18 protein-coding genes and 1 pseudogene are annotated in these 24,153 nt (G+C 34.2%); 10 read left to right on the top strand and 9 right to left on the bottom strand.

All coding sequences use genetic code 11. The features are described 5' to 3' along the window. Positions 1–227 precede the first annotated feature (227 nt). The 3 genes from M3600_RS12905 to M3600_RS12895 form a co-directional block, all read right to left on the bottom strand. On the bottom strand, positions 228–1,487 hold the full coding sequence (locus M3600_RS12905) for a ribonuclease H-like domain-containing protein (RefSeq protein WP_233313399.1): 1,260 nt from the start codon (positions 1,485–1,487) through the stop codon (positions 228–230). Between the two features lie 55 nt (positions 1,488–1,542). Beyond that, positions 1,543–3,789, bottom strand: coding sequence for a DEAD/DEAH box helicase (locus M3600_RS12900; protein WP_233314723.1), 2,247 nt, complete (start codon positions 3,787–3,789; stop codon positions 1,543–1,545). 221 nt (positions 3,790–4,010) lie between these two features. After that, positions 4,011–4,805 (bottom strand): alpha/beta fold hydrolase, encoded by a 795-nt coding sequence (locus M3600_RS12895; RefSeq protein WP_251646311.1) that lies wholly within the window; start codon positions 4,803–4,805, stop codon positions 4,011–4,013. 170 nt (positions 4,806–4,975) lie between these two features. On the opposite strand from M3600_RS12895, the gene M3600_RS12890 reads away from it, so the two are divergent. Together M3600_RS12890 and M3600_RS12885 are read left to right on the top strand one after the other, a co-directional pair. Beyond that, positions 4,976–5,455 (top strand): Hsp20/alpha crystallin family protein, encoded by a 480-nt coding sequence (locus M3600_RS12890; protein WP_233313397.1) that lies wholly within the window; start codon positions 4,976–4,978, stop codon positions 5,453–5,455. A 116-nt stretch (positions 5,456–5,571) separates the two neighbouring features. Further along, complete coding sequence (locus tag M3600_RS12885) at positions 5,572–5,724, top strand: YpzG family protein (RefSeq protein ID WP_233313396.1); 153 nt, start codon at positions 5,572–5,574, stop codon at positions 5,722–5,724. 60 nt (positions 5,725–5,784) lie between these two features. Here the strand turns inward: M3600_RS12885 and M3600_RS12880 are convergent, their stop codons facing one another. The 4 genes from M3600_RS12880 to M3600_RS12865 all read right to left on the bottom strand — a co-directional run bounded on the left by M3600_RS12880 (position 5,785) and on the right by M3600_RS12865 (position 8,279). After that, complete coding sequence (locus M3600_RS12880; RefSeq protein ID WP_233313395.1) at positions 5,785–6,312, bottom strand: YppG family protein; 528 nt, start codon at positions 6,310–6,312, stop codon at positions 5,785–5,787. 168 nt (positions 6,313–6,480) lie between these two features. Then, positions 6,481–6,837, bottom strand: coding sequence for a YppE family protein (locus M3600_RS12875; RefSeq protein ID WP_251646309.1), 357 nt, complete (start codon positions 6,835–6,837; stop codon positions 6,481–6,483). Between the two features lie 50 nt (positions 6,838–6,887). Next, on the bottom strand, positions 6,888–7,148 hold the full coding sequence (locus tag M3600_RS12870; protein WP_233313393.1) for a hypothetical protein: 261 nt from the start codon (positions 7,146–7,148) through the stop codon (positions 6,888–6,890). 147 nt (positions 7,149–7,295) lie between these two features. Next, positions 7,296–8,279: a DUF2515 family protein gene (locus tag M3600_RS12865; protein ID WP_251646307.1), complete on the bottom strand. Its 984-nt coding sequence runs from the start codon at positions 8,277–8,279 to the stop codon at positions 7,296–7,298. A 92-nt stretch (positions 8,280–8,371) separates the two neighbouring features. Between M3600_RS12865 and M3600_RS12860 the strand changes: the two are divergent. The 8 genes and pseudogenes from M3600_RS12860 to M3600_RS12825 all read left to right on the top strand — a co-directional run. Then, positions 8,372–8,608: pseudogene (locus tag M3600_RS12860) on the top strand (Holliday junction resolvase RecU); the annotation flags it as partial. A 283-nt stretch (positions 8,609–8,891) separates the two neighbouring features. Continuing rightward, positions 8,892–9,413: a helix-turn-helix domain-containing protein gene (locus M3600_RS12855; protein WP_251646305.1), complete on the top strand. Its 522-nt coding sequence runs from the start codon at positions 8,892–8,894 to the stop codon at positions 9,411–9,413. Positions 9,414–9,436: 23 nt separating this feature from the next. Continuing rightward, positions 9,437–10,807 carry a site-specific integrase gene (locus tag M3600_RS12850; protein ID WP_251646303.1) on the top strand — a complete coding sequence of 457 codons (1,371 nt, stop codon included), beginning with the start codon at positions 9,437–9,439 and terminating at the stop codon, positions 10,805–10,807. Beyond that, positions 10,773–13,403, top strand: coding sequence for a hypothetical protein (locus tag M3600_RS12845; RefSeq protein WP_251646301.1), 2,631 nt, complete (start codon positions 10,773–10,775; stop codon positions 13,401–13,403). The genes M3600_RS12850 and M3600_RS12845 overlap by 35 nt, the downstream gene beginning before the upstream one ends. Positions 13,404–13,419: 16 nt before the next feature. Next, on the top strand, positions 13,420–15,150 hold the full coding sequence (locus tag M3600_RS12840; protein WP_251646299.1) for a hypothetical protein: 1,731 nt from the start codon (positions 13,420–13,422) through the stop codon (positions 15,148–15,150). Next, on the top strand, positions 15,126–15,821 hold the full coding sequence (locus M3600_RS12835; RefSeq protein ID WP_251646297.1) for a hypothetical protein: 696 nt from the start codon (positions 15,126–15,128) through the stop codon (positions 15,819–15,821). Before M3600_RS12840 ends, M3600_RS12835 begins: the two co-directional genes overlap by 25 nt. Positions 15,822–15,863: 42 nt before the next feature. After that, a complete protein-coding gene (recU, locus tag M3600_RS12830; RefSeq protein ID WP_251646295.1) occupies positions 15,864–16,472 on the top strand; it encodes a Holliday junction resolvase RecU in 609 nt (202 codons plus the stop codon). A gap of 86 nt (positions 16,473–16,558) precedes the next feature. After that, the gene (locus M3600_RS12825) at positions 16,559–16,978 is read left to right on the top strand and encodes a hypothetical protein (protein ID WP_251646293.1); all 420 of its coding nucleotides are present in this window, start codon (positions 16,559–16,561) and stop codon (positions 16,976–16,978) included. 1,712 nt (positions 16,979–18,690) lie between these two features. Here the strand turns inward: M3600_RS12825 and M3600_RS12820 are convergent. Both M3600_RS12820 and M3600_RS12815 read right to left on the bottom strand, forming a co-directional pair. Further along, entirely contained in the window at positions 18,691–18,855 is a 165-nt protein-coding gene (locus M3600_RS12820; RefSeq protein ID WP_251646291.1) for a hypothetical protein, read from the bottom strand. Between the two features lie 178 nt (positions 18,856–19,033). Beyond that, a complete protein-coding gene (locus tag M3600_RS12815; protein WP_251646289.1) occupies positions 19,034–24,145 on the bottom strand; it encodes a DNRLRE domain-containing protein in 5,112 nt (1,703 codons plus the stop codon). Positions 24,146–24,153 lie beyond the last annotated feature (8 nt).

Raw genomic sequence — 24,153 nt, 5'->3', positions numbered from 1 at the left:
AATTTCCACTCTTTTTAAAGCTTATAATAATGCGTATAAATTTTCTTTTAAAGATGAAAATAAAATGGCTGTCAGGCAAACGACGACAAAAAACATGAACATTACAACTTTATACAACATGCACACTCCAATAACTCATAAAATAGGATAAACTTTAATCTTATCTTATTTTAATAGGAATGGGGCTGCTAGACAACAAGGTAAATAGTGGCTTTTTCAATTTCTAATTAGGCTAATATACCCATTTTCTTGCACAAACGGTTTTTCCTCTTATAAACATCTGTCATAATTCGTGTATTTTCAGCAATTTTCGTGCCTTCTATCAATTTATGGGCACGGGTTGTATATTCTAATGCCTTTTTATATTCTTTTAATTTATGTTCATAAAGCTTTGCAGCCTCTATATAAGACTCATAAACTACTTTTTCATCTATTTTGCCTTCTGCTTTAATAATATTTTCCCAGAGGGTTTGTGCTGCATCATCATTTTTGTCTTTTTTGTATTGCTTTGCCAGCACAAATTGAGCCAGTAGATTCTCTTCCTCATTGCCATCCATAATCGTTTTCAGACTTTCAACTGCCTGTGTGCTTTCTCCAAGAGAAGCGTACCATCTGCCTACCTCATATGTTTCTCTTGCTGACATAGACTCATCCTTTTGCAATAACTGAAAGCTTAAATGCGTATAGAGGGTAATAAGGGAAAGAATGTCGATTTCATTATGCTTTAAAATTCCAAGCATCCCTTCTGGGTTTTTTCTTTCCACAAAATCAAAGTAAATCATCGGCGCGAGAAATCCAGGGATATCATCTTGCCTTTCGACACCGAGTACATCCTGCTCCACAATGGATAGCTTCGCTCTTTCCAAACGGTGCTTCCACATTCTTCTAGCAGCATGATATAAATCAAAGTGGCCAAATTCCGGAAGCTTCGGCACATGCTCTCTTACAAATACATGTCTTGTCTTCACTTGCGGCCAATCAAAGGCTTTGCCATTATAAGTAACTAGTGTTGTATAATCAACATTTTCCAGAAAGCTTTTAAACAGCGGCACTTCAGAACCTGGATTTGGCAAAATATGCTGCTTAAGGACAATTTCATCCCCTTGCACTCTGGCATAACCGAGAATAAAGATGGTATTGCCAGTACCTCCCCCTAAACCAGTTGTTTCTGTATCAAAGAAGAACAAGTCTTCGGCCTGATGACCTTTTGCAGATAAGGGATGAGCATTATTTGTGTTATTCCATTCACTGACAGCTCCTAAAAAATCACGAAAGGCATAATTACCATGTTTATACTCAAGCGGATATCGAACCTCGCGAATAAGGCAGTAATTATCATCGACCCAATACGGCGCAACATTTTCATTAGTCCATACATCCATGAACGGTATTTCAGCTTGGCTTTTTGTTTCAGGGAGCCTTTTTTCACTGCTTGTTCCGCTAGTTAAATGTGGTTTTAAGCGTTGCAATTTATTTTTTATAGACATGAGCAATCTCCTAATTTAAAAGCATAATGAAACATAAAAAAAGTAAACGGACAGATTAAAACAAATCGAGAATCCTGATGCTGTTTTCCTTTGCAGCAATCCCTTCTATTTCTGTTCCAATACAAGCCGGACAGCCGTCTTTGCAAGGGCATCTTTGAATTAAGTTTTTCGCTGCGGCCTTTACTTGGTCAAAACGCTTATAAACGTCTTCTGCAAGCCCGATTCCGCCAGGATAGTGATCATAAAGAAAAATGGTCGGCAATCCTGTATGATTTGCTTTTATTTGAGAAACAACATGGATATCATTTCGGTCACACATAACATGGACTGGAACAACATGCTGAAGCACATTGGAGATTCCTAACAACACTTGCTCTAATGTCTTCTCACCAAGATTTTCATCAATTTCTTTCAACTCAAGCCAAGCGGCACTTGTATGAAGCTCTTCCTCTGGCAGATGAATCGGTCCTGAGCCGATATTTTCAAATGTTGTCAACCGGATTTTCTTAAAGATAGAAGGAAGGATATTAATGGAAACATCACCATAATGGATAGCTGTCTTCTTTCTCGTTTCGGTTTTATCAATTTCCAACACCTTTAGCTGAACGGCTAAATTAGCATCTGTATAGTATTCGACGTCCACTTCGCGGACATATGCCTTTTTATGCTCCCAATCGAGCTTTTCAACTTGAAATTGAACACCTTCATGAAGATATATTGCCTCATCATGCAATAAGGTCATGGCACTAAACCGATCCATTTCGCCAATAATCTTATGACTGGCAGTCTCAGACTGATCAATTATGACGACATTCTCTTGAGAAGCAGAACGCAAACTGATATTTCCCGCTGGAAATGACTGATTTGCCCAGTAAAAAGCATCACCATTTTGATGTATTACTCGTTCTTCTACTAAATATTCCAAAATATCTTTCACATCAAGCGGCCCGAATTCTTCATTGTCTTTGAAGGGCAACTCATAAGCTGCACATTTTAAATGGTCCACTAAAATGATTAGATTCTCTGGATTGATTCGTGCTGACTCTGGTGATCTGTCAAAAAAGTATTCTGGATTTTGAACAATATACTGATCAATCGGCGTTGAGCTGGCAACCATTAATATTAAGGCCTCGCCATGTCTTCTGCCAGCACGTCCTGCCTGCTGCCATGTGCTGGCAACACTGCCTGGGTATCCGGTCATGATGCAAACCTGCAGCTGTCCGATATCAACGCCCAGCTCGAGAGCATTCGTACTTACTACCCCTAAAATCTCACCGTTTCTTAAACCTCTCTCAATTTCACGGCGCTGTTTCGGAAGATAGCCTCCCCGATACCCTCTAATGGACCTTGATCCGATTTTGTCTTTAACAAGCTCCTGAATATGACTCAATATAATTTCGACCCTAACCCTGCTGCGTGCGAACACGATTGTTTGAATTTTATTCTTTAAAAACTTTCTTGCCAGCTGATTGACTTCGACTGTGGCGCTTTTGCGAATATTCAACGGTTTATTTACAATCGGCGGATTGTAAAAAACAAAGTGCTTTCTTCCGCGCGGTGCTCCGTTATTGTCAATGAGACGCATAGGATTGCCTGTTAACTGCTCAGCGAGTTCCTTTGGATTTGCTATCGTTGCAGATGTGCAAATAAAAATAGGATCACTGCCGTAAAATTTACAAATTCGTTTAAGCCGGCGAATAACATTGGCAACATGACTGCCAAACACGCCTCTATATGTATGAAGTTCATCTATAACCACATACTTAAGGTTTTCAAATAAGCTGACCCACTTTGTATGATGAGGCAAGATTGCAGAGTGAAGCATATCAGGATTTGTTATTACAATATGGCCGGCTTTCCTGACAGCCTGACGTATGCTTGGTGATGTATCGCCATCATACGTATAGCTTTTAATATCAATGCCCATCTCCTCAATTATCTCATTTAATTCGCTCTTTTGGTCCTGTGCTAACGCCTTAGTCGGAAAGATGTAAAGAGCACGGTTTGCGTCATTTTCAGCAATTGATTGGAGAACAGGAAGATTGTAGCATAATGTTTTCCCTGAGGCTGTCGGTGTTACAGCCACAATATTCTCTCCTTTTTTTAAGGTTACATATGCTGAGTATTGGTGGCTGTAGAGCTCGCCAATCCCTCTTTTTTGCAGGGCAAGTTTAATTCTATGATCAACACTGTCAGGCATTGGCCGCACGGAAGCTTCCTTGGGCTCAATCTCCTGCCAGTTAATAATGTTTTCATTCTTCTTTAGTTCCTCTATTAATTCAGAAAGGGATTTTTTCCTTATCATGAGTCTTCATTCACCTCTTGTACATAATATACCGAATAAACGTTTGGTTTTCCAGCATATAAATGCAAAGAAAAAGGGCCTGACGTAAGTTAGGCCCTGCTTCTTGTTACGGTCTTATGAATGATAATCCTTAACATAGTATGACGTTTATGCATTTATACAATTTTTCTTTCAAGCGAATCTTTTTCAATCTATCCAGAAATTACCTAAAGAGTAAATTAGCTTGTACTGCTATCAATAAAATCGGTCAAGAGTGAATGCAGTTCTTCTGGATTTTCCAACATGCCCATATGGCCTGCATCTAGTACTTTTACTGTTACATATGGTGCAGAGGAACGAACAGCACGGTCAGCTGGAACCACCTTATCAAATTTCCCTTGTACGAGTAAAAACCTGAAAGACTGCTGGTCGATGACAGCATTGCGATCTGGACGTTTTCTCATTGCTGCTAATGTTTCCATTGCTGCAAGAGGATCTGTTTTATAGCCGATTTCTTTCACTTCCAAAACTTCCTCTTTGTTTACGAGTTTATAATCTGCTGCAAACAGGTTCGGAATAAGACCGTCGATAAACGCATGTATTCCTAAGTCCTGAATCTTTTCAATCGCTTTAAGCCTGCCTGCTTTGCCCTCATCTGTATCCGGATAAGCAGTGGAATGAATCAGGCCATAGCTTTTAAGTCTATTGGGATAATTTTCAGCAAAAGCCAATGTAACATATCCGCCGAGGGAGTGGCCGAATAAATGGACAGTGTCAATTTCAAGGGTATCTAGAAGCACTTGAACATCACGGGCTAAGTCCTCCATTTCGAATGCTTCGCCGTCAAAGCTTGATTTGCCATGACCGCGTAAATCCATGGCGATTACATGATATTTACTTGAAAGTGGCTCCATCATTTTTTTCCAATATTCTGTACTTCCGCAAAAGCCGTGAAGCAGGACAACTGTTTGTTGATTGCCTCTGCCTTGCTCCACAAAGTTAAGCTCACGGTTATCTATCGTTATTGTTCCCATAACTGTTAACTCCTTTTTTAAACGTCTTACGTATATTTTAAGCTATTTTTCCGGTATTTAAAAACATGTATTTTAAGATTTGCCAACCTTTCGTCTAGATAGTTAAGCACCCACAAATGTTTGATGCATAAACTATTCACAAAAACCTATATAAAGGAGGATGTGCTAGCATGTCATCACAATTCCCTTTTGAACCGAGAAAAAACAATCCTGAAAAGCAAGAGCCGTTTCAGTTAATAAAAAAATCCATGAATCAATTTTTCCAAGAAAGACCTGTTAAGAATTTCCTGCAGTCAATGGATGAATTCTTTAGCAATCCCTTTCCCAATATGTCCTTCCCCGTTTCTGTCAACGAAACAGCAGATGAACATATAATAAAAGCGGAGCTTGCAGGTATTAATAAAGAGCAAATTCATCTTGATGTATTTGATTATCGTTTAACAATCAGTGTCACCCATTTAGAATTAGTGCAAGAGGAGAATGAAAACCAGCAACTCGTTCATAAAAGCCAAACTTACAAAAAAAGCTCCCGAACAATCGCTCTTCCCTATATTATTGATGAAAAGAAAGTGAAAGCTTCCTATCAGAACGGTCTTTTAACAATACGAGTCAAAAAACAAAAAGGTAAAAAAATAAATATCCTTTCATAATAGATAACTGTTTTAGAGTAAAAATTTGAATTAGACGCATACTAAAGAATGTTCCATAAAGGATCATTCCTTTTTGGGCATTCCTTTTTCTTTAAATCCTGCTAAGAGGTGATTTGATGAGTTACAAAGATAATTTGGATCCTCATTCTGAGCTATTTCATCATAATTGGACTAGACCTAAACGTTCCAAGTCGCAAGTAAACGGGCATACGGAAATGTCTAGGAATAATCTTATCCTACGTCGAAATGCAAAAGCTAATCGCTGGTAAGGTGAAAAGAAAAAGCAAAAACTTGCTGCATATCTGCAGCAAGTTTTTTTTCACAGATGACTATACTTTAAATATTCCTCCAACACCTTTGACAACTCCTGTTACTTGGTTCATGGCGTTCATCATCATTCCAGCTGTATCTAGCATCTTATTGAAGTCTAAGGACCCGTCCTGTGATTTAAATGAGTTCATAAAGCCTTTGAAATTGCCTTGTTTTTTCTGGTTAAACGATTGTTTCGGATATGGATTCATATACTGCTGGTGCATGCTTTGCTGCATCATCGGCTGATACATTTCTTCTTGCTGGTGAAGCGGGTTTTGAAACACATTTTGGGTATTTGGCTTATAAGCATTTTGCGGATGAAAATAGCTTTGCTCATAACCGCCAAAAGCTTGATGCTGCTGGTTCACATCATTACCGTAATACCCTGGATAATGCTGATTCATCATTGGGTTCCATCCTTGATTCATATATGGATTAAATGTACGGTCAAACGTTTGGACGTTTTGGGGGTGAGAAGCATAGCCGTTCATATAAGCACGCCCACTGTTTGTTAAATGTCCATGCATATTTATGTTTTGATGCATATATATCCCCTCCTATTCATGCAGCCCTCTTTTATCTTATGTATAAAATGCCTAGATGGTGCCTAACTGCTAAAAGGGAAAAGGAAGCAAAAAAAAAATAATGCTCCTTATTTTGAGGCTGGTTTTATACAGCTTCATAAACGGCAGAAACATTATGGTTATCTTTTTTTACAGTCTGTCTAAAACAGTCTGTAAAATAAATTGCACTGATTTTGCTGAATCTAAAAATCTTTTTTTACTCGTCTCCTTGAAAAAGGCTTGTATCGAGATAACCTCCAGATGATCAGAAGCTGTGCTTATTTGGCTTGGATGCAGATAAAGGGGTTTTTCTGTTTTCACCCACTCTTCAGCAAGATCCTTCCACTCGGCATTCCAGTCTGCCACTTTATTGGCATATGGTCTGACAACCTCGTAAAAATCTTCGCTTTCTCCTGTCGATTTTACTTTTTGAAAGATGTCCACCAAGTAATTAGCACTTTCTTGTAATTCTTCTGTAAGCTCTTTTAAACGCTGAAAATTTGTCATAGCTGCACTCCAATATAACGTAAAACATGTTTTTCTTTATTTTAGTGAATTTATGATCCTAGTTCAAGTTTTAATGAAAGGCTGCTCATATACGGTTGGTGTTGATTATAATCTGATTCGTTTTGGGAAGTTAAGCATCTGTCTTCAAAGGAGGCCAACGCTCCTTCCAAGTGGTCGAGCGTTTGTTCATGCAGCATGATGTCGTTAGTCAAGGCAGTATTCCTATCCTGTAATAACTGGTCGAGTTCTACTAAGTCTTCCTGTATTCCTTCCAGTAAATTCATCAATTCCTCTTTATTATAAACAGACATCTAATCCCCTCCATGCTTATTGTGTATACTGATTTCTCTGTTTCCCTGTTAAGTCCTGCATGCCTGACAAAACTAGAAGGGATTCGTCAAAGAAAGCGGGAATTCTCCAATCGACCTTCTTCATTTCGACAGCAAAGCTTCTCTAGTTTAAAAAATGCCAGCAAAAAAAGTTTCTAGCTTTATCATCCTGTGAAGCTTTTCCTGTTTTCTTTTGTACCACTCTGTCATAGGCGCTAGTTCCACTTGGACACTGTCTTTTTTCCATTTGGCCTTCACTCTTGTATGGATACTCCAATCATTTCCGCTCGTTTCCTTTTGTATAAAAACAGGATAGCTCGTCCTAAGCATGGGCGTGTTTTTGCGGTGCCGAGGGTAAACATATTTTTCATAATCAGCCCGTGAACCTGTATGTGGTATATTTAGTGCAAATTGCAGAAAAGACTCATTTAGCCTTGTATTAAACAAAATGGCATATAATTCTTTGCCAAGCTGAATGCGGCGATCCAATGAGCTGAATGATGAGACACTCCTTCCATATATGTCTCCATTAAGTGTTGGGAAAAACACGGAACTGAAATGCCAGAAATCTTGAAACCTATAGGCGAATGTATGAAAAACCTCTTTTTGGAACAGCTTATTTTTAATGATTGGTTTTTCAATGACATTCTGTTCATTGATGATCAGGCTGAAGACAAGCCTTTTTTTATTCCGATACTGCCAATAATGCTGCCATTCCTTTTCCATAAAAGTGGAAACAGAAAAATATTTAAGTAAATGAAACATTGGCGCTCTTCTTTTCGTCGAATACTCATAGAGAAGCAGCTGTGGGTATGCATCTTGAAAAATCATCCAGTTTGCCCGTTCATACGTAGCAAATAAATTGAGGCGAGTTTTCTCGTTTAAAGACAAGGGAAACCAGCTTCCAGCCAAGTCGCACATATTCCAGCCCGCATTCCTTGACACGAGGCTTGCAAGGAGTGACCATTGGATTTCTTTATTCATGGTATAATATTCGAGATAACTGTCTGTTCTCGTAATATTATCTAAGTTATTTTTTTCTGTTAAACAGCGTATGTCTTTTATTAGCTCCTTCTCTTCAGTTGATAAGAAATGCTCATTTATACCTACCACAAAAGACACCTCTTTTTCAGAAATTATGTTATATTGTTTGTTGTTATCATGAAGTTATTCTTTCTTAGGGTTAAAAGCTGCGAGGTGAAAATGTGAAACTTCATTATCCAAACGGAAAAAAGTATATACCTAAATTAAAAACGAACAGCTCCGCCAGCAAAAAGCACAGCTACAGCAACCGGGGCATGACACTTGAAGAAGATATCAACATAACAAACCAATACTACTTAGAACTGGGCAAAGCAGTCATCCACAAAAAGCCAACTCCATTACAAATCGTAAAGGTTGACTACCCGAAAAGAAGCGCGGCAGTCATAAATTATAGGTACGGTACAGGGCTAAATTATGTTGCTTAGCAATAAAACCATCAATAACTACTGATATATCAATGTTTGTGGACATAAAAGTATTTCACCCCTTTTTCAAAAAAGGGGTGTTTTAATTTTATTTAAAATGATACTATAAATTCATAATTACTTTGTAGACTGTGTAGAGACTCTAAGTAGACTCTACTACAACTACGACATTTTTTGTTGTAGTTGTGTTGTAGAGAAGAAATAATTAGACCAATGGGGATCTTTTGTGTAAAGCATACATAATGGGGTGAATATATTGGACGATTTATTGACTGTAAAACATGCTGCTGAATATCTGAAGAAAAGTGAAGAAACAATTAGACGTTATCTTCGTAAAGGGGATTTCCCTAACGCAAAAAAAGAATCCGATACACAAGGATGGCAAATACCTATAGAGGATCTAAAAACGATTATTGCAAAGCAAACAAGTACAAGTTTTCAATCCCCTAAAGTCTATCCGCAAGACACAAATCAAGAAAAAGTTAGTGAAATGGTTGCTTTAGCTTATAAAGCTGTTACCTTAACTGATCCTACAGAGAAAATGATTGGGCTATTATCGTATGTTGGTATTCATAGAACGCTCGAAATATTATTAATCATGCAGCTATCCCCTACCAAAGTTAAAAATCCTCCCGCATTTATTAAAAAGGCAATAAGTAAAGGGTGGACTACCGATACCGTTCCAATTAAACGAAATAAAAATGTGGCAAGAATTCAATCAGTACCACAAGCACAACCCCGCAGGGAAATTCCTTTTTATAATTGGTTAGAGGACTAATTAATATGCTCGGAGGATAAAAGATGATTAACATACTAAAAAGCGAACTAACCAATATGGAGTTTGTATGTAGAAAAGTAATGGTAAAGGACAAGATAGTAAATATAATTTCGGAAAGGGAAACTGTGCTAATTTGTATAAAAAGAAAAGATTCCTCCTTATTGATTCCCCACCCCCTTTCTTACTTTATATTACAGGAATTCGAGTATAAGGATGGCTCTATTAATACATATTTTGCTTTTGCACGAACTGTGTGTAGATTTATGAACTTTGTAATTTCAAGAATTCAAGAAGGTGCAGAAGACTACCAAGACCTTAGAAAAAAAGGTATCTATGGTTTAAGGAGGTTTCACGGGGTTGAATTTTTAAATTATAAGACATCTGAAAAAAGGAAAAGAAATACAGTTAAAGATTACGATTATCATTTAAGCCGATTTTTCGTTTTCCTTTTAGAAAAAGGATGGTTAAATGAAAACTTCACTTATCAAACAAACGAAAATGGAAATGTAACGACTGTATTTAATGATATAAATGGATTAACAAGATATTTACCTCGTCAAACCGAGACTGGTGTCATTCGAAAAGCTCATAAACTCAAAGACTTCGGAAAAAGTAGATTTTTTTTAGTACCACTTTTTATACAAACTGCTACTGAGATAGCTCCTGACATAGCTCTCGGTATTTGTTTTGAATTTTTTGGGGGACTTCGTAGAGGCGAAGTTGTCAATATAACAAGAGCAAATATACACGAAAAGTCAAGAAAAACATTAGTTATTGATATACGAGATAACCGAAAAATATTGTTTTCAAGACTTAAAGATACAAGTAACGAATACCCTAAGCGATTAAGATATTTAGATCCATCATTGGCAAGACAGCAAATATACACGAACGACTTAGTTTGGGAAATATTTTATCAACACTTAAAACAAATGGATATAGATTTTAAAAAAGGAAAGTTAAACAATTATAAGACGATCCAGCCTCTATTTTACGATTCCTATGGACAACCAATGTCAGCAAAAGTGTTTGAAAAAAGATTTAAAAAAGTGAAAGAAGCGTTCTTGGAAAAGATTAAAATGCATGAGGATTACCTCTTGTTTAAAGATAGTAGTTGGAGTACCCATATTGGACGAGGGTGCTTTACTAACTTATTAATGGATTTGGGTTTTTCTGTTACACAAATAGCAATAGCAAGAGGCGATACAAACGTGGATTCGGCAATGGAATATGTAGATACAAAACTTTCTCACGAAGCAACAAAAGCAGCTATGAATATACTGAATAATTTATCACATGAACAATATGGTATTTTTGATAAGGATATGTTAAAGGAAATCAAAGCGAGAGGGCGAATTTATGGAGAATCAAGAGTTGAAATTGAATACTACTAAAAATATAAGTAAATCTATAGTTGAACAAGATTACATAAATACTGCTCAAATGGCTCGATCTCTCGGCTACAAAAAACACCCCGAACAGGCGCTTATTGAAGAAATAATAGACTTCTGTCAACAAAATAGTATTGAAGTTGTTCAAACAGAAACCTTTATTAATAAGAATAAATTATTTTTTAAGTCTTCAGACGTTGACACCTTTCATGAAAAATACATATCAGCAGATATGCTAGTAAAGAAGTGTGGTATTACATATAGAGAACTCTATTATATTCGAAACTTTGGTCTATATAAAAATATAGACACTATAAAAATTGGCAGAAAAATTTTTCATCCGAGAAAAGAAATTTTAGATGCCATAGAAATCCGAAAAAATTTAGAAACTGATAAATTTATTAGCTCGGAGGAAGTAAGAGAAAGGCTTGGGATTGCAGATTCACATCTACTATCTACATTGAGAGAAGAAGAAGGACTACAATATTATTCATTTGGTCATGGGCGGTATCACAGAAAATATTATTTGAAGAAGGATATTGAGAAACTAGAGAAAAAGCAACAAGAATATAAAGATAAATATTACTCTTCCGAACAAGTAATTGACCTTATTGGGTATCGCCCTCCTTCACATTTTATTCAACCTGCTCCTATTCAACTAACAATCTTATTAAAAGCAGCTGTTAGATATGAAGGGAGCCAAACGGTAACATTTTTTCACAAAAAGGATATAGATGAATATGTAAAAAGAAAGAAAAGAAAAAATTATAAGTCTCAACTAGTAAGTGATGACGGGTTATCGTCTTACAATTTATTGTGTACAGCTGAAAATATTTATTTTTCTGATAAGAGCAAAGAGACCATGAAAGCTTGGGAAGATTTTGCAGAAATGCAGTTCAAGAATTCTTCTAGAAATGCAAAATCCTCTAGGGATCATATTAATACAATATTTAATTGTAAAAAGGTATTAGTTAAATATCTCAATGAAAAAGAACTAAGTAACTGTACTGCAAACGATATTAATACACATATCTTTAACACAGATATACAAGTTATTGTACGGCAAAAACTATATAGTTTTTTCAGAGATTATCACAAAAAACAAATAGCTCTAGGAAAGAATGTCTATACATTAAAACATTTGATAAATCCTTATAAAACTTCAACAAAAGATAGTCCCAAAAAAGATATCTATGATTTTAAAGAATATCAAGAATTACTATCTTATGTTGCAGATGTTGAAAAACATAAGAGTAAGGCAATCGATGATGCTATAAAAAAGATAAATCTACAAAAATCTGTCCATTACGCATCTATGTGGTTATATACGCTAGTCCACTTAAATAACGCTTGGAGGGCTATGGATTTCATTACCTCCCTCCCTCGGATTGAACAAGGATTTTTAGAACGACTCGGAATTCATTCCTTAGAAGAATTTAAAACTAAAGACTTAAAATTTGAGGAAGCAAAACAAGTTGTTTATCAGTATCAAATTAAGGAATATTTGATGAATAAAAATAGAAGCTTAAATAATTTTTATTGTTCGGAATTATTAACAGTGGCATTTGCTACTTCTGCAATCATTTGCACACTTGTTGCAAATGAATTATATCCTGAAATTGAATATATAAATGTTAATAATTCCGAGACTGAAAAGGATCAATTATTTTACTTTAATACAAACCATTCTAAGCCTCTAAGGACTGCATATAATGGTTTTTTTAATTCTTTCACCTATAAAAATACTATAAAATTCGAAAGTAAAAAAATGAATAGGTCCCTGCTAGTTTTTATGTATTTAATTCTATCAAAAAGTGGTAACTCTTCCCAAGCACTGGAAGTTTCAAAAAGGCTTAGATCTCATTACGATTATGAAACTACAAATATTTATCTAACAATACCAGATGAAGAGTTAGATTTTTTAGTAGATCACTTATTTAGAAGAGGAAGTTTTGGATACATACCAAAATTATTATCAAAAATTGTTTTAAGCAAAGAACAGGATAATGACTTTCAAAAAGAAACAGAACAAATCAAAGCAATTAAAAGTGTATTCAATGGGGTTCAAGGAATTGAAGCTACTAGTGGTTTTATAAATCATCTTATTTCAGAGAAGATATCTGTTGCAGACAAAATTTTAAGTTTAAATCGAAAGGAAGCAAGTAAACTTCTCTTTGAAATCAATACAAATATAATACCGAGTAGGCAAGAAAATATAATGTGTTTGAATGGTAAGGACGGATGTGTTAAGCCTAATAAAGATGATAAAAATGGCCCTTGTCATGGATGTCCATATGCGATTCCTAATTTTTATTCGATAGTATCTCTTGTAAATAGGATTATAGAAACACTTAAAGAATTTAAAGAAACTTTTGAGGATGCCGAAGGATATGAGTTTGAAAGGAGAAAAATTGTTAATCATTTGTATATATATTTGGACGAATTTTTAAGTGCTAAGGAGGAATTTGGAGATATTGTATATGAATTCTTTGAAGGTGGAAAAAAGGAATATAACGACTATCTAGATCTAATTGATTTAGTAAATTTCGGGGATAAACCTATTGAATATTATCTCTCATATGAACCTAAATATGTTTAACGAAGGAGCATAAGAAATGAATGAAATTAATGCAGTAGAAGAACTTAATTTGGCAGCTGATAGTTCTTTTAATCTTGATGGCGTTATACACGCAAAAAAGGTGTTAAATCGGTTAAAAAAAGAAAAAATCCTAATTCAAGGTGAATTCAACGAAGACTTATGGATTGTTGAACACGAATTTAACAAAGGAAACCATATTCACTTAAATTTTGAAAAATTAAATTCAATAATATTTAAAAAAAGTTCACTTAAACATCTTAAAAAAATTATAAAGTGCTGGACCACTTATCTATTGGACAATTATTCATATAGAACCGTACAGGGAACATTGAACCATGTAATAAAATTTACAGTTGAATCATTCGGGTATCAAGCTGATAAAGTAGTTGATTTCTTAGATAAAATTGATCATAGCGAACGAAAAAACTCTACGAAAAAAGACTTTTTGACTGCAGTTTATAATTTTTTGGATTATTCCGAGTTAACGAATATGGAAGATGTAATGTCTATATTGCAAAAATACCAATCCAAATTGAATCCAAGTTCAGGTGTCAGAATGCTTCCCCCTCCATATTGGATTTTTGAATTTGATAGGATATTAAATGATTTTTTTAATAAGCTACACGCCAATGAACAATCAGAAGAAATAAACAGGTTAAAATGCTTATATTTCCCGATAAAGATATGGTGGAATCTAACAACAATAATTCCAATTCGTCCCTCTGAATTCTGTTTAATTGAACGTAATTGTCTGTCATTTACTGAAACAAAAGAAGGTAAACTTTATTACATAAAATTACCTCGAAAGAAATTAAAGAAGGTAAACAAAAATAACATTCAAATTATAGACCAAATTATGATTAGTCCAGAAATATATTATGAGATTAATAATTATATTGATTTTACTAAACAATATGGGGAAACTAAAACACTAATTTCCTATAATTCATTGGCTGCTACAGAAATAAATAATCACTGGCATAGAAATAATCAAAAAAAGAATCTAGACTATTTCTCAAATCAAGTTTTCTATCATTTATTACACAGATTTTATAACGAAATCATTGAAAAAAAATATAATGTTTTAGTAAAAAAAGAAAACAGATTAACACCCATACATACTCGTCATATTGCTTTTGTTAACTTAATGCTTCAAGGTGTTCCACCAATTGAAAGAGCAAGATTAGGCGGGCATCAAACAATTACAGCACAATTTCACTACTCTTATCATGTTGAACAATGGGTTGATACAGAAGTATTTAAATTAATGACCCAATATCAAAATTGGGGTATAGAGAGCAGAATTGAAGAAGATCAAATGTCTCTTATCTTCATACCTGAAAAAATAAAGGCCAAAGCCTACACAACTATCTCGCATAGTTTCAAAAAGAAATTAAAAGATGTTGGATACTGTACAGATGAACTCCAACGCTGTCAAAGTAAAGAATGTATTTTATGTGACTATTGGAGTATTTCTCCCGATGAATTAGAAGAAAAATCCGAGGTCATTGCTAGGAAATTATTAAACAGACGAAATGAAATTAAAGAAATTGTTTCCGTGCTAGAAAACATTGAAAGGCAATTATTAACCAATGAATTAAGTGGGTATGATCCTTCATTTCAAACTAAACATATGACAACGATTAACGGATTAAATGCAAAGATTAAGCAAATTTCAATGATACAAGCTAAAACTGGTTTGCTAGGAGGAAAAATGACATCGTGGGACAACGAGGGAGAAATTTAACATTATCAGAGGATCAGGTAAAGGGAATAATTGGTCTGTTTAAGAATGAAATAAAAACAGCAGGTCTAATTAAACCAATGGAGATATTTAAATTTACTGAAGAGTTATTCAATCAGGGAAGAATCCCCTCCCTGCCCTCTTATGAATTTTGGAAGAAAAAAGATCGACTTGGTAGAAAGTTGATTGATCAAAGAAATAGAATCGATACAGTTAAATTAACCAATTCTGAAGGGAAACAAATAACAATACCAAATGTGACCGATTTGGTTGAAAAAAAGCATAAAAATAAAGAAGAGCTAATAGAAGCACTTATACCATTGGAAAATCACTTGCGAAATTCTATTAATCGAGAAAAAAATCTGAAAGAAAAAGTAGAGAAACTAGAAACGGAAATTTCGGATATAAAATTATCAAAAAAAGAGTTATTATGCGAAAAAGAGGAACTACAAAATCTTGTCTTTGACCTTTATAGAATGATCATGAAAGAATATAAAAGCGAGACTAAAGATTTTGCCTTAGCAGCACTACGAAGTGTATTTGAAAACCCTTTGGAATTTCTTTCACCTTCACACGAAAAAGTTGAAGATAAATCTAATAAAATGCCCCCTGAAGAAAATATTGTTTCAATCGAAAGTAAAAAATCCTTTAAAAATAGATTTAGGGCTGAATAAAGATGAAATGTTTATTTAAAATGTTTTAGGCGGTGTAAAAATATGGAAATAAAGTATCCTAATGGGAAGTCATACATTGGTAAGCAAAATATTGTTAAACAAAACAACTTAGCAAAAAAAAATGACTCCTATTCTAACCGTGGAATGAGGCTAGAAGAACTGATAAATGAAAGTAATGATTTTTATCTTACTCAAGATATTTGTGTTGTACACAAGAAGCCAACACCAATCACAGTTGTATCTGTAGATTATAGTCGGCGTTCCTCTACCCGCATAAATGAGGCATATTATCAGACTCCATCTACTCTTGATTATTGTGGTATCTATAAAAGTAGGTATCTAGACTTTGATGCAAAAGAAACAAAAAACAAAACATCATTTCCTCTGAGTAATTTTCATCAACATCAAATAGAACATATGGAGAGAGTTAAAAAACATGGTGGGATTTGCTTTGCAATCTTTTATTTTAAGACATTAAATAAGGTTTTTCATTTAGATGCAGAAGTAATCATTGAATATTGGAAAAATCAATCAAAAGGGGGAAGAAAATCAATTCCATTTAAAATATTCGAGGACAAAGGAAATGAAATTAAGGTTGGATATCGCCCATCAATTGATTACATAAAGATTATTGATAAACTCTACTTTTAAAATTCTAAAAACTTTTTTATATCAACACAAAGCCTTAACAAAGCCCTATTTATAAGAATAGGGAACCTGAGTAAAGGAGAATTCAGTTGAAACTATTATTATGCAAGAAATGTAATCATATATTTAGTCTTACCCTTCAAGAAAGATTATGTGAGTGTAAAGCAACCAAAGGAAGATATATTGATGAACAAAATGCTGTATATTCCGGTAAGTATGCTGTCCCTTTAGGTTTTACAAATACTTCTTTACTTAGTGCTATAAAGAATCAACCCCAATCGGGTTCAGGTGAACTATTTACAGCTTTTGTCATACCGAGGGATTGTTCTACTTTTCTAGATGAACAAGATTTTTATGATAAAAGGAATGATCAAATACAGGAAAATCAAAGCACTGAACAACTTAAACAGGAGAAAATAGACAGATTTAACTCATTAGCTGGAAGTGCAAAAACTGCAGGTGAAGATATTGATCAGCTCTTCGATATGATAAATCGAAAGGATGAATAGGTTACAAAAATGGGTTCGTATTTAATATCCCCTGCCACATTAATTGGCAGGGGACATTATAGGATGCCTATTTTTCATTTTTCTAGCTTATTTTGACTTTGAGTAATTCTTTGCCCTTTCTTCGAATAATTGACGTTGTTTATCCATACTCTCATAAAATTCTTTAAGCTTGTCACCATACTCATTGTTAACGTTTATAAGATCCTTTTGGTAGTCTATTTCAAGGGTTAACAGATGTTTTATCTTCCCCCTCTTTAAAAACGCTCTCAAGCAGTTTTATGGGCCTCTGGAGCCTGTCAGTTTGCTGTTCTTCAAGCTCGTTTATCTTCAAGATTTAAAAGTTAACGCCTAAATCAAAGTGCGGTAATGGTAAAATAGTCAAAAGATATATTGTTTTTTGCCCTTTATTTATGGCTATAAATTTAAAATAAACAAAAAGTCGATTTCATTTCCTATTCCATAAAATGACTTTCTAGCATTGATAAAAATATAAACATAATTAAAAAAGAAAGCAAAAAAGATAATATTGATGTTATGATTTTTCTTTTAAATGAAATAGAATTGTATCGTTTATAAATATATACTAAAAATAAAAGTGACAGTCCGTAACTGAAATATGAAATAAAGAAAGTCGTTAATAAATTTAGATGGGATAAGGATCCATTATAATTTTCTAATAGTACTTTAGCAATTAGTACGATGCTGAAAATAATCGTTTGATATAAAATTAGTAAAATAAGTGGCATTTATATATGTCTCCTTAAAATTCTAACAACCTTTTTAATATATTTCTTGTTTATAAAATAGGGAACCTGAGTAAAAGGAGAAATCAGTTGAAATTATTGCTATGCAAGAAATGTAATCATATTTTTAGTCTTAACCTTCAAGAAAGACTATGTGAGTGTACAGCCACCAAAGGAAGATATGTCGATGAACAAAATGCTGTTTAATCCGGTAAGTATGCTGTCCCTTTAGGTCTTACAAATACTTCTTTACTAAGTGCTATAAATAATCAACCCCAAACGGGTTTAGGTTAACTATTTACAGTATTTGTAATACCAAAGGATTGTTCTACTTGTATATATGAAAAAGGTTTTCGTGATAAGAGAAATGGATTAAAGGAATATTAAATTGATGAACTTAAACAGAAAAAGTCAAAGCTAAAAGCGCTAAATTAGTGGAGGGAGACCACGAACGTCTTAGCGATATGGCAAATTGGAGGAAAGATGACATTTGAACATATAAGAAAATCAGAATGGACAACTTCTCAGAGGACTATTTATAATTGGGACAAAGTTGGCTATTAAATAAGATATGCTCTTCATTATCTAACATTGGAAATTAGGTGGATATTTTCCACATCTAATAAAATGATATTCTGTTCATATAAATAGTGTATGGAAAAATCATTTGATATTTTCTATCTTAAAGGTAGTCCTTTTTCAACAAGATGTGTTGCTGGCATTTAGAAATTGTAGTGTTTGGCAATTAAGGGTATGCAGTGTTTAGTGTATATTCGCCGCTTTACATGGAGTGGCGGGTATGATAGGCTCGTGTGCCTTGCAAAGCCCCACGGCTTGTTCCTTTGCTAGAAATTATACCCGCAGAGGCTCCATGTCAAGCGACTTGGCACTGAGAGTTTATTCATTAAAATGAATAGCCTTAATTGCCGTTTGATACATTTTTTAATTGCCAAATACAAGATGTTCGATTTAAGATTTACGAAAATATTTATATAATAAATATACTATACCGAAAATTAGAAATGAGTATGCAATAACTAAAGATTGCTCTATTTCTTTAAATTCTTTATTTTTTGTAATAACAAGGAGCAAAACACCGGAGATAACCATTACAACACCAATAAAGTATTTCATAAATTACCCTCCTTAATTATAAATAGTATTTACAGGTGTGCTAAATTATAGAAAATAAGAATGAATCTTACTTTAAGATTTTCATCCATTAAATCCGAGTGGAATATAATTTTAAAAAAGTGCCTCAGAGAGAAATAATCTGAGGCGTATTTCGTATTCTTATTTTAAATATTAATAATTAACTAATTTTTCTAAACTTCCAAGTGTAACCGTAAACCAATGCTCCAGTGAAAACACCTATGTCAACCCAACCAAATGCAGCTTTTGCAATTCCTTTTAAAGCTAATTTAGCACCTTGTTTTCTAGCAGCTTTTTTAATAGTAACAAGCAATGTATTTTTAAAAGCACGAGTCCCTAGTATGGTTTTATTTAAAGCATTTCTGAATACTGTATTAAGTGATTTTGTTAGTTTATAGCCCTTTAATATTGATTGATATGACCTGTAAGTTTTCTCAATTAACGCCGGAACTGCTTGGATAATATCCTCAGCAGCATCCCAGCCAAAATATTGAGCTGCCCAAGTAGTGAATGCGTACTGTATTGATCTTTTAAGTCTATTCCAAGAAAATGGTGAATGTCCATCTGGATCAATTAGCATAACAGGATTATTGTAACTATAAATATATTTATTTAAACTTAAAGGCCTTCCTTCAAAGCCAAGTAATGTGTCCATTTTTATAAACCGTCCGGTTGAAGGATCATACATCCTGCTAAGTAAGTAGTACATACCAATAGTTTCATCCCAACGATATCCAGAATATCGATAAGGGTTGATATCCGCCATTGGCCCCGACTTACTAATTATATTTCCCCACGCATCATATCTATAACTTGCTACAACTGTACCATTTTTATCCGTTATGGCAACTACATCCCCGTGACCATTAAGGTGATAATAATACGTATCTCCATTTTGGATCATGGTCAACGGATGGCCTTGAGAGTCCCAAGTATACTCTGTTGAAATAGTACCAGCAGCATCAGTTACAAATATTACATTGTTGTTTTGATCATAATAGTAATTGGCAGTCCAACTTGGTGTTGTTTTTCTTGTAAGACGACCTTCTTCATCATATCTATATGAGGCGATTAGATTGTTAGTAGATTTATTCCGAACTTCCGTTAATCGATTATCAGCGTTGTAAACAAAAATATATGTGCCGTTGTCAATTAGATTTCCGTTTGAATCATATCTGTAAGGTGTTCCTCCAACGCTAATTAATTGATCAGCCTTGTCATAATTATAGAGAATTTGGGAAGTTGCCCCACCTTGAGTTATCGTCTTACTTATTCTGTTTCCTACGGTATCATATTCGTAATCAATAATTGTTCCATCAATAAGTGTTTCCTGAATAAGCTGATTTAATGCATCATATTTAAATCGAATCGCACCTTCGGAGGTAACAATACTTATTTGATTTCCATTGGAATCATATGAGTAAATAAATGAATTGATTAAATTTCCATTGACATCATAAATTTTTACTGAAATAAGTTGATTTCCACCATTATACTCATAAGAAGTATAAGTACCGTTTGTATTTTTAACGGAAGAAATATTTCCACGTTCATCATAAGTGATATTCACTAAATTATTACTGTTTCTTGCAATCGTAACCAACTGGTCTAACGGATTAAATCCATAATTATTGTTTACCATTGTAGATCCTGCTGAGTACGAAGTAGCAACAGTATTGCCATTTTTATCGTACGCATAGTTAATAACCTTTCCATTTGGGGCGACCTTTTTAACTAAACGATTATCAGTATCATAACTATACGTATTTGCATTCCCTTGTTCATCGGTTGCTAATGTAATATTTCCATTAGCATCATAGGAAAAGCTCCATTTTGTCGTTCCGTTATAACTGATAGAAACTGGACGATTTAATGCATCGTAGGTATATGATACCTTATTTCCACTTGGATACGTTACTTCCGTTAAGTTCTCACTCTTATCATATTCATACAGTGTACGTTGATTTAATGGATTGGTAATGGCTGCTAGTTCATTGAAACTAGTATATTCATACAAAGTTACATTTCCTTTTGCATCAGTTTGCTTAATTCGATTCCCTTCTCCGTCATATCCATATGTGGTTACATTTTGCTTTGGATCAGTAACTTTCGTAACTTGATTATTCCCATTGTAGGTATACAACGTTTTATTCCCTTTACCATCTGTTATACTTGTTCGGTTTCCTACTGGATCATATGTGTAGAAAACAGTATTGCCATTTGGATCTGTAATTTCCGTAACATAGTTTTGTGTTTTTGGGTTATTTGGATTACCATCATACTTATATCCTGTAATAGTTGGTCCTATTTCTAGGCGCATTGCGTCAAACCATGCTGTACCAGTCTGATTATAAAAGTAATAATACACATCAATTGATTCAAATTTTCCTAATGGATTAATTTCAGCAACTATATGTTGCCACCCATCTCTCACAGGGCTAAAATCATTAGCACTTGAATATGGATTTAGATTAGAATCTAAATAGTTAAATCTTACCTGTATAGCATAGTAACCTCCATTTGCAGAAGCTCCTTGTTGCATCGACCATCCCGATAATGTCATTTTTGTTGTTTTATCACCAGAAATTTGGATACTTTGTTTAATCCGTTTCTCTTTACCGGTTTCTCCAGTAATTTTAAATGATTGATGTCCCGTAAAGGATAATAAAGTATCAATTCCATCTGCAGAAGATAAGTTATAAGGAGTCCAGTAATCTGGTACGCCGTCGTTATTTGTATCATGTTCAAAACTTGGATTGTTAACCAAATTATAGGCACTTAAAACATAGCCCATTTCAAGTTGAATTCCATCAAAATAAGCAGTCCCTGTGTCAGCATCATTTAAACCAACAGCAACACGAATACTAGCAGTACCTATTGGCGGAGTACCTGTCACAACATGAACACGAGTCCAGTCATGAGTTCCACGTAAACCATAGGCATAAGTTTGACCAATTGAATTTCCAGTAGCATCTAGATACTCTGCTTTAATAATAGCTTTCGTTTTTACATTCTCAGTTTTAATAAATCCACTTGCTACATAAGTAGCGCCACTTTCGAATGGTACGGGATCAGAAGCTACAATTGCCCAACCAGTCGTATTTGAAATACTTATTGCCTTTTTACCAAACTTTGCAGTAGAAGACCAATTAAACGAAGCTGTTGCCCCACGGGCAGTTTCCCTGTTCCAATGTTCCGGCCATACATTTGAAAAATTGGGTATTTCAAAACTTGAATTTAATACTAAATTTACGGCAGCTGATAGTGGAAAAGTGGAATAATCTAGATTTCCAACATCATTATATCGATCAGCTGCAGACTGCTTCATTGGATCTATGGTTTCTGTTTGATTTTGATTTTCATCATATTGATATTCACTTCTGTTGTTATTAAAATCAGTTTCACTTGTTAAACTACTCATATTATTATAAGTCATCGTAGCCTTGTCGCCTGTTGGCTTTTGAATGGATGTAATATTTCCATATTCATCATAGGTAAAGAAATAGGCTTTGTTTGGATCTGCTTCATTCGCATTAGGTTCTACTACAGATATCAAATTGTTCTGATTATCATATTCATAGGTAGTTATACTCCTGTTTTTTGGATCTAGTGGATTTTCTGTAATTTGTACAACATTTCCATTAAGATTATAACTATAATCTGTCCGACGATTTTCCCCATCTGTAACCATTGTTATTGTATTGTTTGTGTCGTATATATATTTTGTTGTACTCGTAGTCAGGACTCCATTAATAATCATCGGGCGGTGGAAAGCTATTACACGATTAGAAGCATCATAATCTATTAACTGAGTTTGACCATTTGAATTAGTCAAATTTATCATTTTATGATTTGTATCATATTGGTACGATGTTTTATGACCATCAGCATCTGTTACGCTAACCAAATTTCCAGAAGTATCATACGAAAACGAAATCATTCGATTAGCAGGATCTTTGATCGATTCAACATATCCATGACTACCATATGAAAAAGTAGTTTTACGTCCAGAGGTATCAGAAATCTCGATAATCTTGTCATTTGTACTATAAGTTAGACTTAAATTATTTTGATTTGTATCTAAAATAGAAACTAGTAACCCATTTTTATTAAAAATATACACAGTACCATCCGTTGCTGTTAATTTGTAGGTCCCGTCCGTATTTTTTACTAACTCAAGATACAAACCATCTGGTGTCTCATATCCACCGTTAGGGTTTTCTCCAAAAATATGTCGAGTACTGTCTTCATCAATGAAAGTAATAGGCCCAGTACCCGCATCGACTAATCGCATTTGATAATTCAGCATCCACCCATATCCAAACATTGAAAAGGCAGTCATAGATTTTCGGCTATTATAAGTTCTGGTTAACGTTACATCTGGCCCTATCCCAGAAATACTAACATCTGTTTGTTGAAAGACAAAGTTCCCGTTTGCTGGATTTACATTATCCTTTGTTAATGTCCAATAATCTTCCACCCCAATAGGATCAACAATATAGTCAATAGTCAATCTTGGTGTATTCATGCCACTATTTACAGTATTAAAGGATTTGTTTGCTGAAGTTGTTTCGTTCTGTTGTTTTAATAAAATACCATAATTCGGTTGTACGCCATTATACCAATCCTTCACAAGCTTTGTTATATCCCAAGACCAATATTGATTCGCAATGTTAGATGTTACTGTAGAGTCCTTAGTCATTGCAGTGGAAGGTTGAGTGTCCCAAGTTACGGTTGGCGCCCAATTACTTGTAATTCGATAGAGATCAACAGAAGCCGTTTTTCCATCCTGAACAGTTTGATATGCATTAAATGTAGCTTTTTGAATAACAGCGTCACTTGGTAAATTAGGTAAGAAAAATCGTATTAAACTCCGTGTTATTCCAAAATAGTTATTATACCCCGTATTCATATAGTTGTTGCTTCTAAAAATTGATGTCGGAAAATTGCTTGCTATAAAGTTATCTTGCACAACATTCCAGTTATTAATTGTGGGATCAATTGTTACAGGGAGTACTGTATTAGAATCTTGAAGATATTGAGAATCGATGACGATATCTACAAACCATTTATTATTTTCTTCTCGATAAGAAAGAGAAATTTGATCAGACCGTTTTCCAGTAGCATCAACCATAAATGGGTCATCAAAAAACCATTGAATTTGGCCATCTTTGTCAACAAATACTGTCTTTCCAGATACTTGTTCTACTTTTAATCCTTTTAACTCAATCTGAAATGAGAATCTATCCTTTGTTCTCGTATTTAAAATCAAAAACTCTT

The organism is Niallia sp. MER 6 (genome assembly GCF_023714395.1).
Lineage (GTDB): Bacteria > Bacillota > Bacilli > Bacillales > Cytobacillaceae > Niallia.
The sequence above is the reverse complement of the archived record's forward strand: the minus strand, read 5'-3'. Positions and strand labels throughout refer to the sequence as shown.

Coding starts and splice junctions, on each gene's coding strand:
- M3600_RS12875 (WP_251646309.1), bottom strand. CDS start 6,837: ATGACAAATTTTCAGCGTTTAAAAGAGCTTACAGAAGAATTACAAGAA.
- M3600_RS12850 (WP_251646303.1), top strand. CDS start 9,437: ATGATTAACATACTAAAAAGCGAACTAACCAATATGGAGTTTGTATGT.
- M3600_RS12885 (WP_233313396.1), top strand. CDS start 5,572: ATGAGTTACAAAGATAATTTGGATCCTCATTCTGAGCTATTTCATCAT.
- M3600_RS12890 (WP_233313397.1), top strand. CDS start 4,976: ATGTCATCACAATTCCCTTTTGAACCGAGAAAAAACAATCCTGAAAAG.
- M3600_RS12870 (WP_233313393.1), bottom strand. CDS start 7,148: ATGTCTGTTTATAATAAAGAGGAATTGATGAATTTACTGGAAGGAATA.
- recU (WP_251646295.1), top strand. CDS start 15,864: ATGGAAATAAAGTATCCTAATGGGAAGTCATACATTGGTAAGCAAAAT.
- M3600_RS12905 (WP_233313399.1), bottom strand. CDS start 1,487: ATGTCTATAAAAAATAAATTGCAACGCTTAAAACCACATTTAACTAGC.
- M3600_RS12845 (WP_251646301.1), top strand. CDS start 10,773: ATGGAGAATCAAGAGTTGAAATTGAATACTACTAAAAATATAAGTAAA.
- M3600_RS12820 (WP_251646291.1), bottom strand. CDS start 18,855: ATGAAATACTTTATTGGTGTTGTAATGGTTATCTCCGGTGTTTTGCTC.
- M3600_RS12895 (WP_251646311.1), bottom strand. CDS start 4,805: ATGGGAACAATAACGATAGATAACCGTGAGCTTAACTTTGTGGAGCAA.
- M3600_RS12840 (WP_251646299.1), top strand. CDS start 13,420: ATGAATGAAATTAATGCAGTAGAAGAACTTAATTTGGCAGCTGATAGT.
- M3600_RS12880 (WP_233313395.1), bottom strand. CDS start 6,312: ATGCATCAAAACATAAATATGCATGGACATTTAACAAACAGTGGGCGT.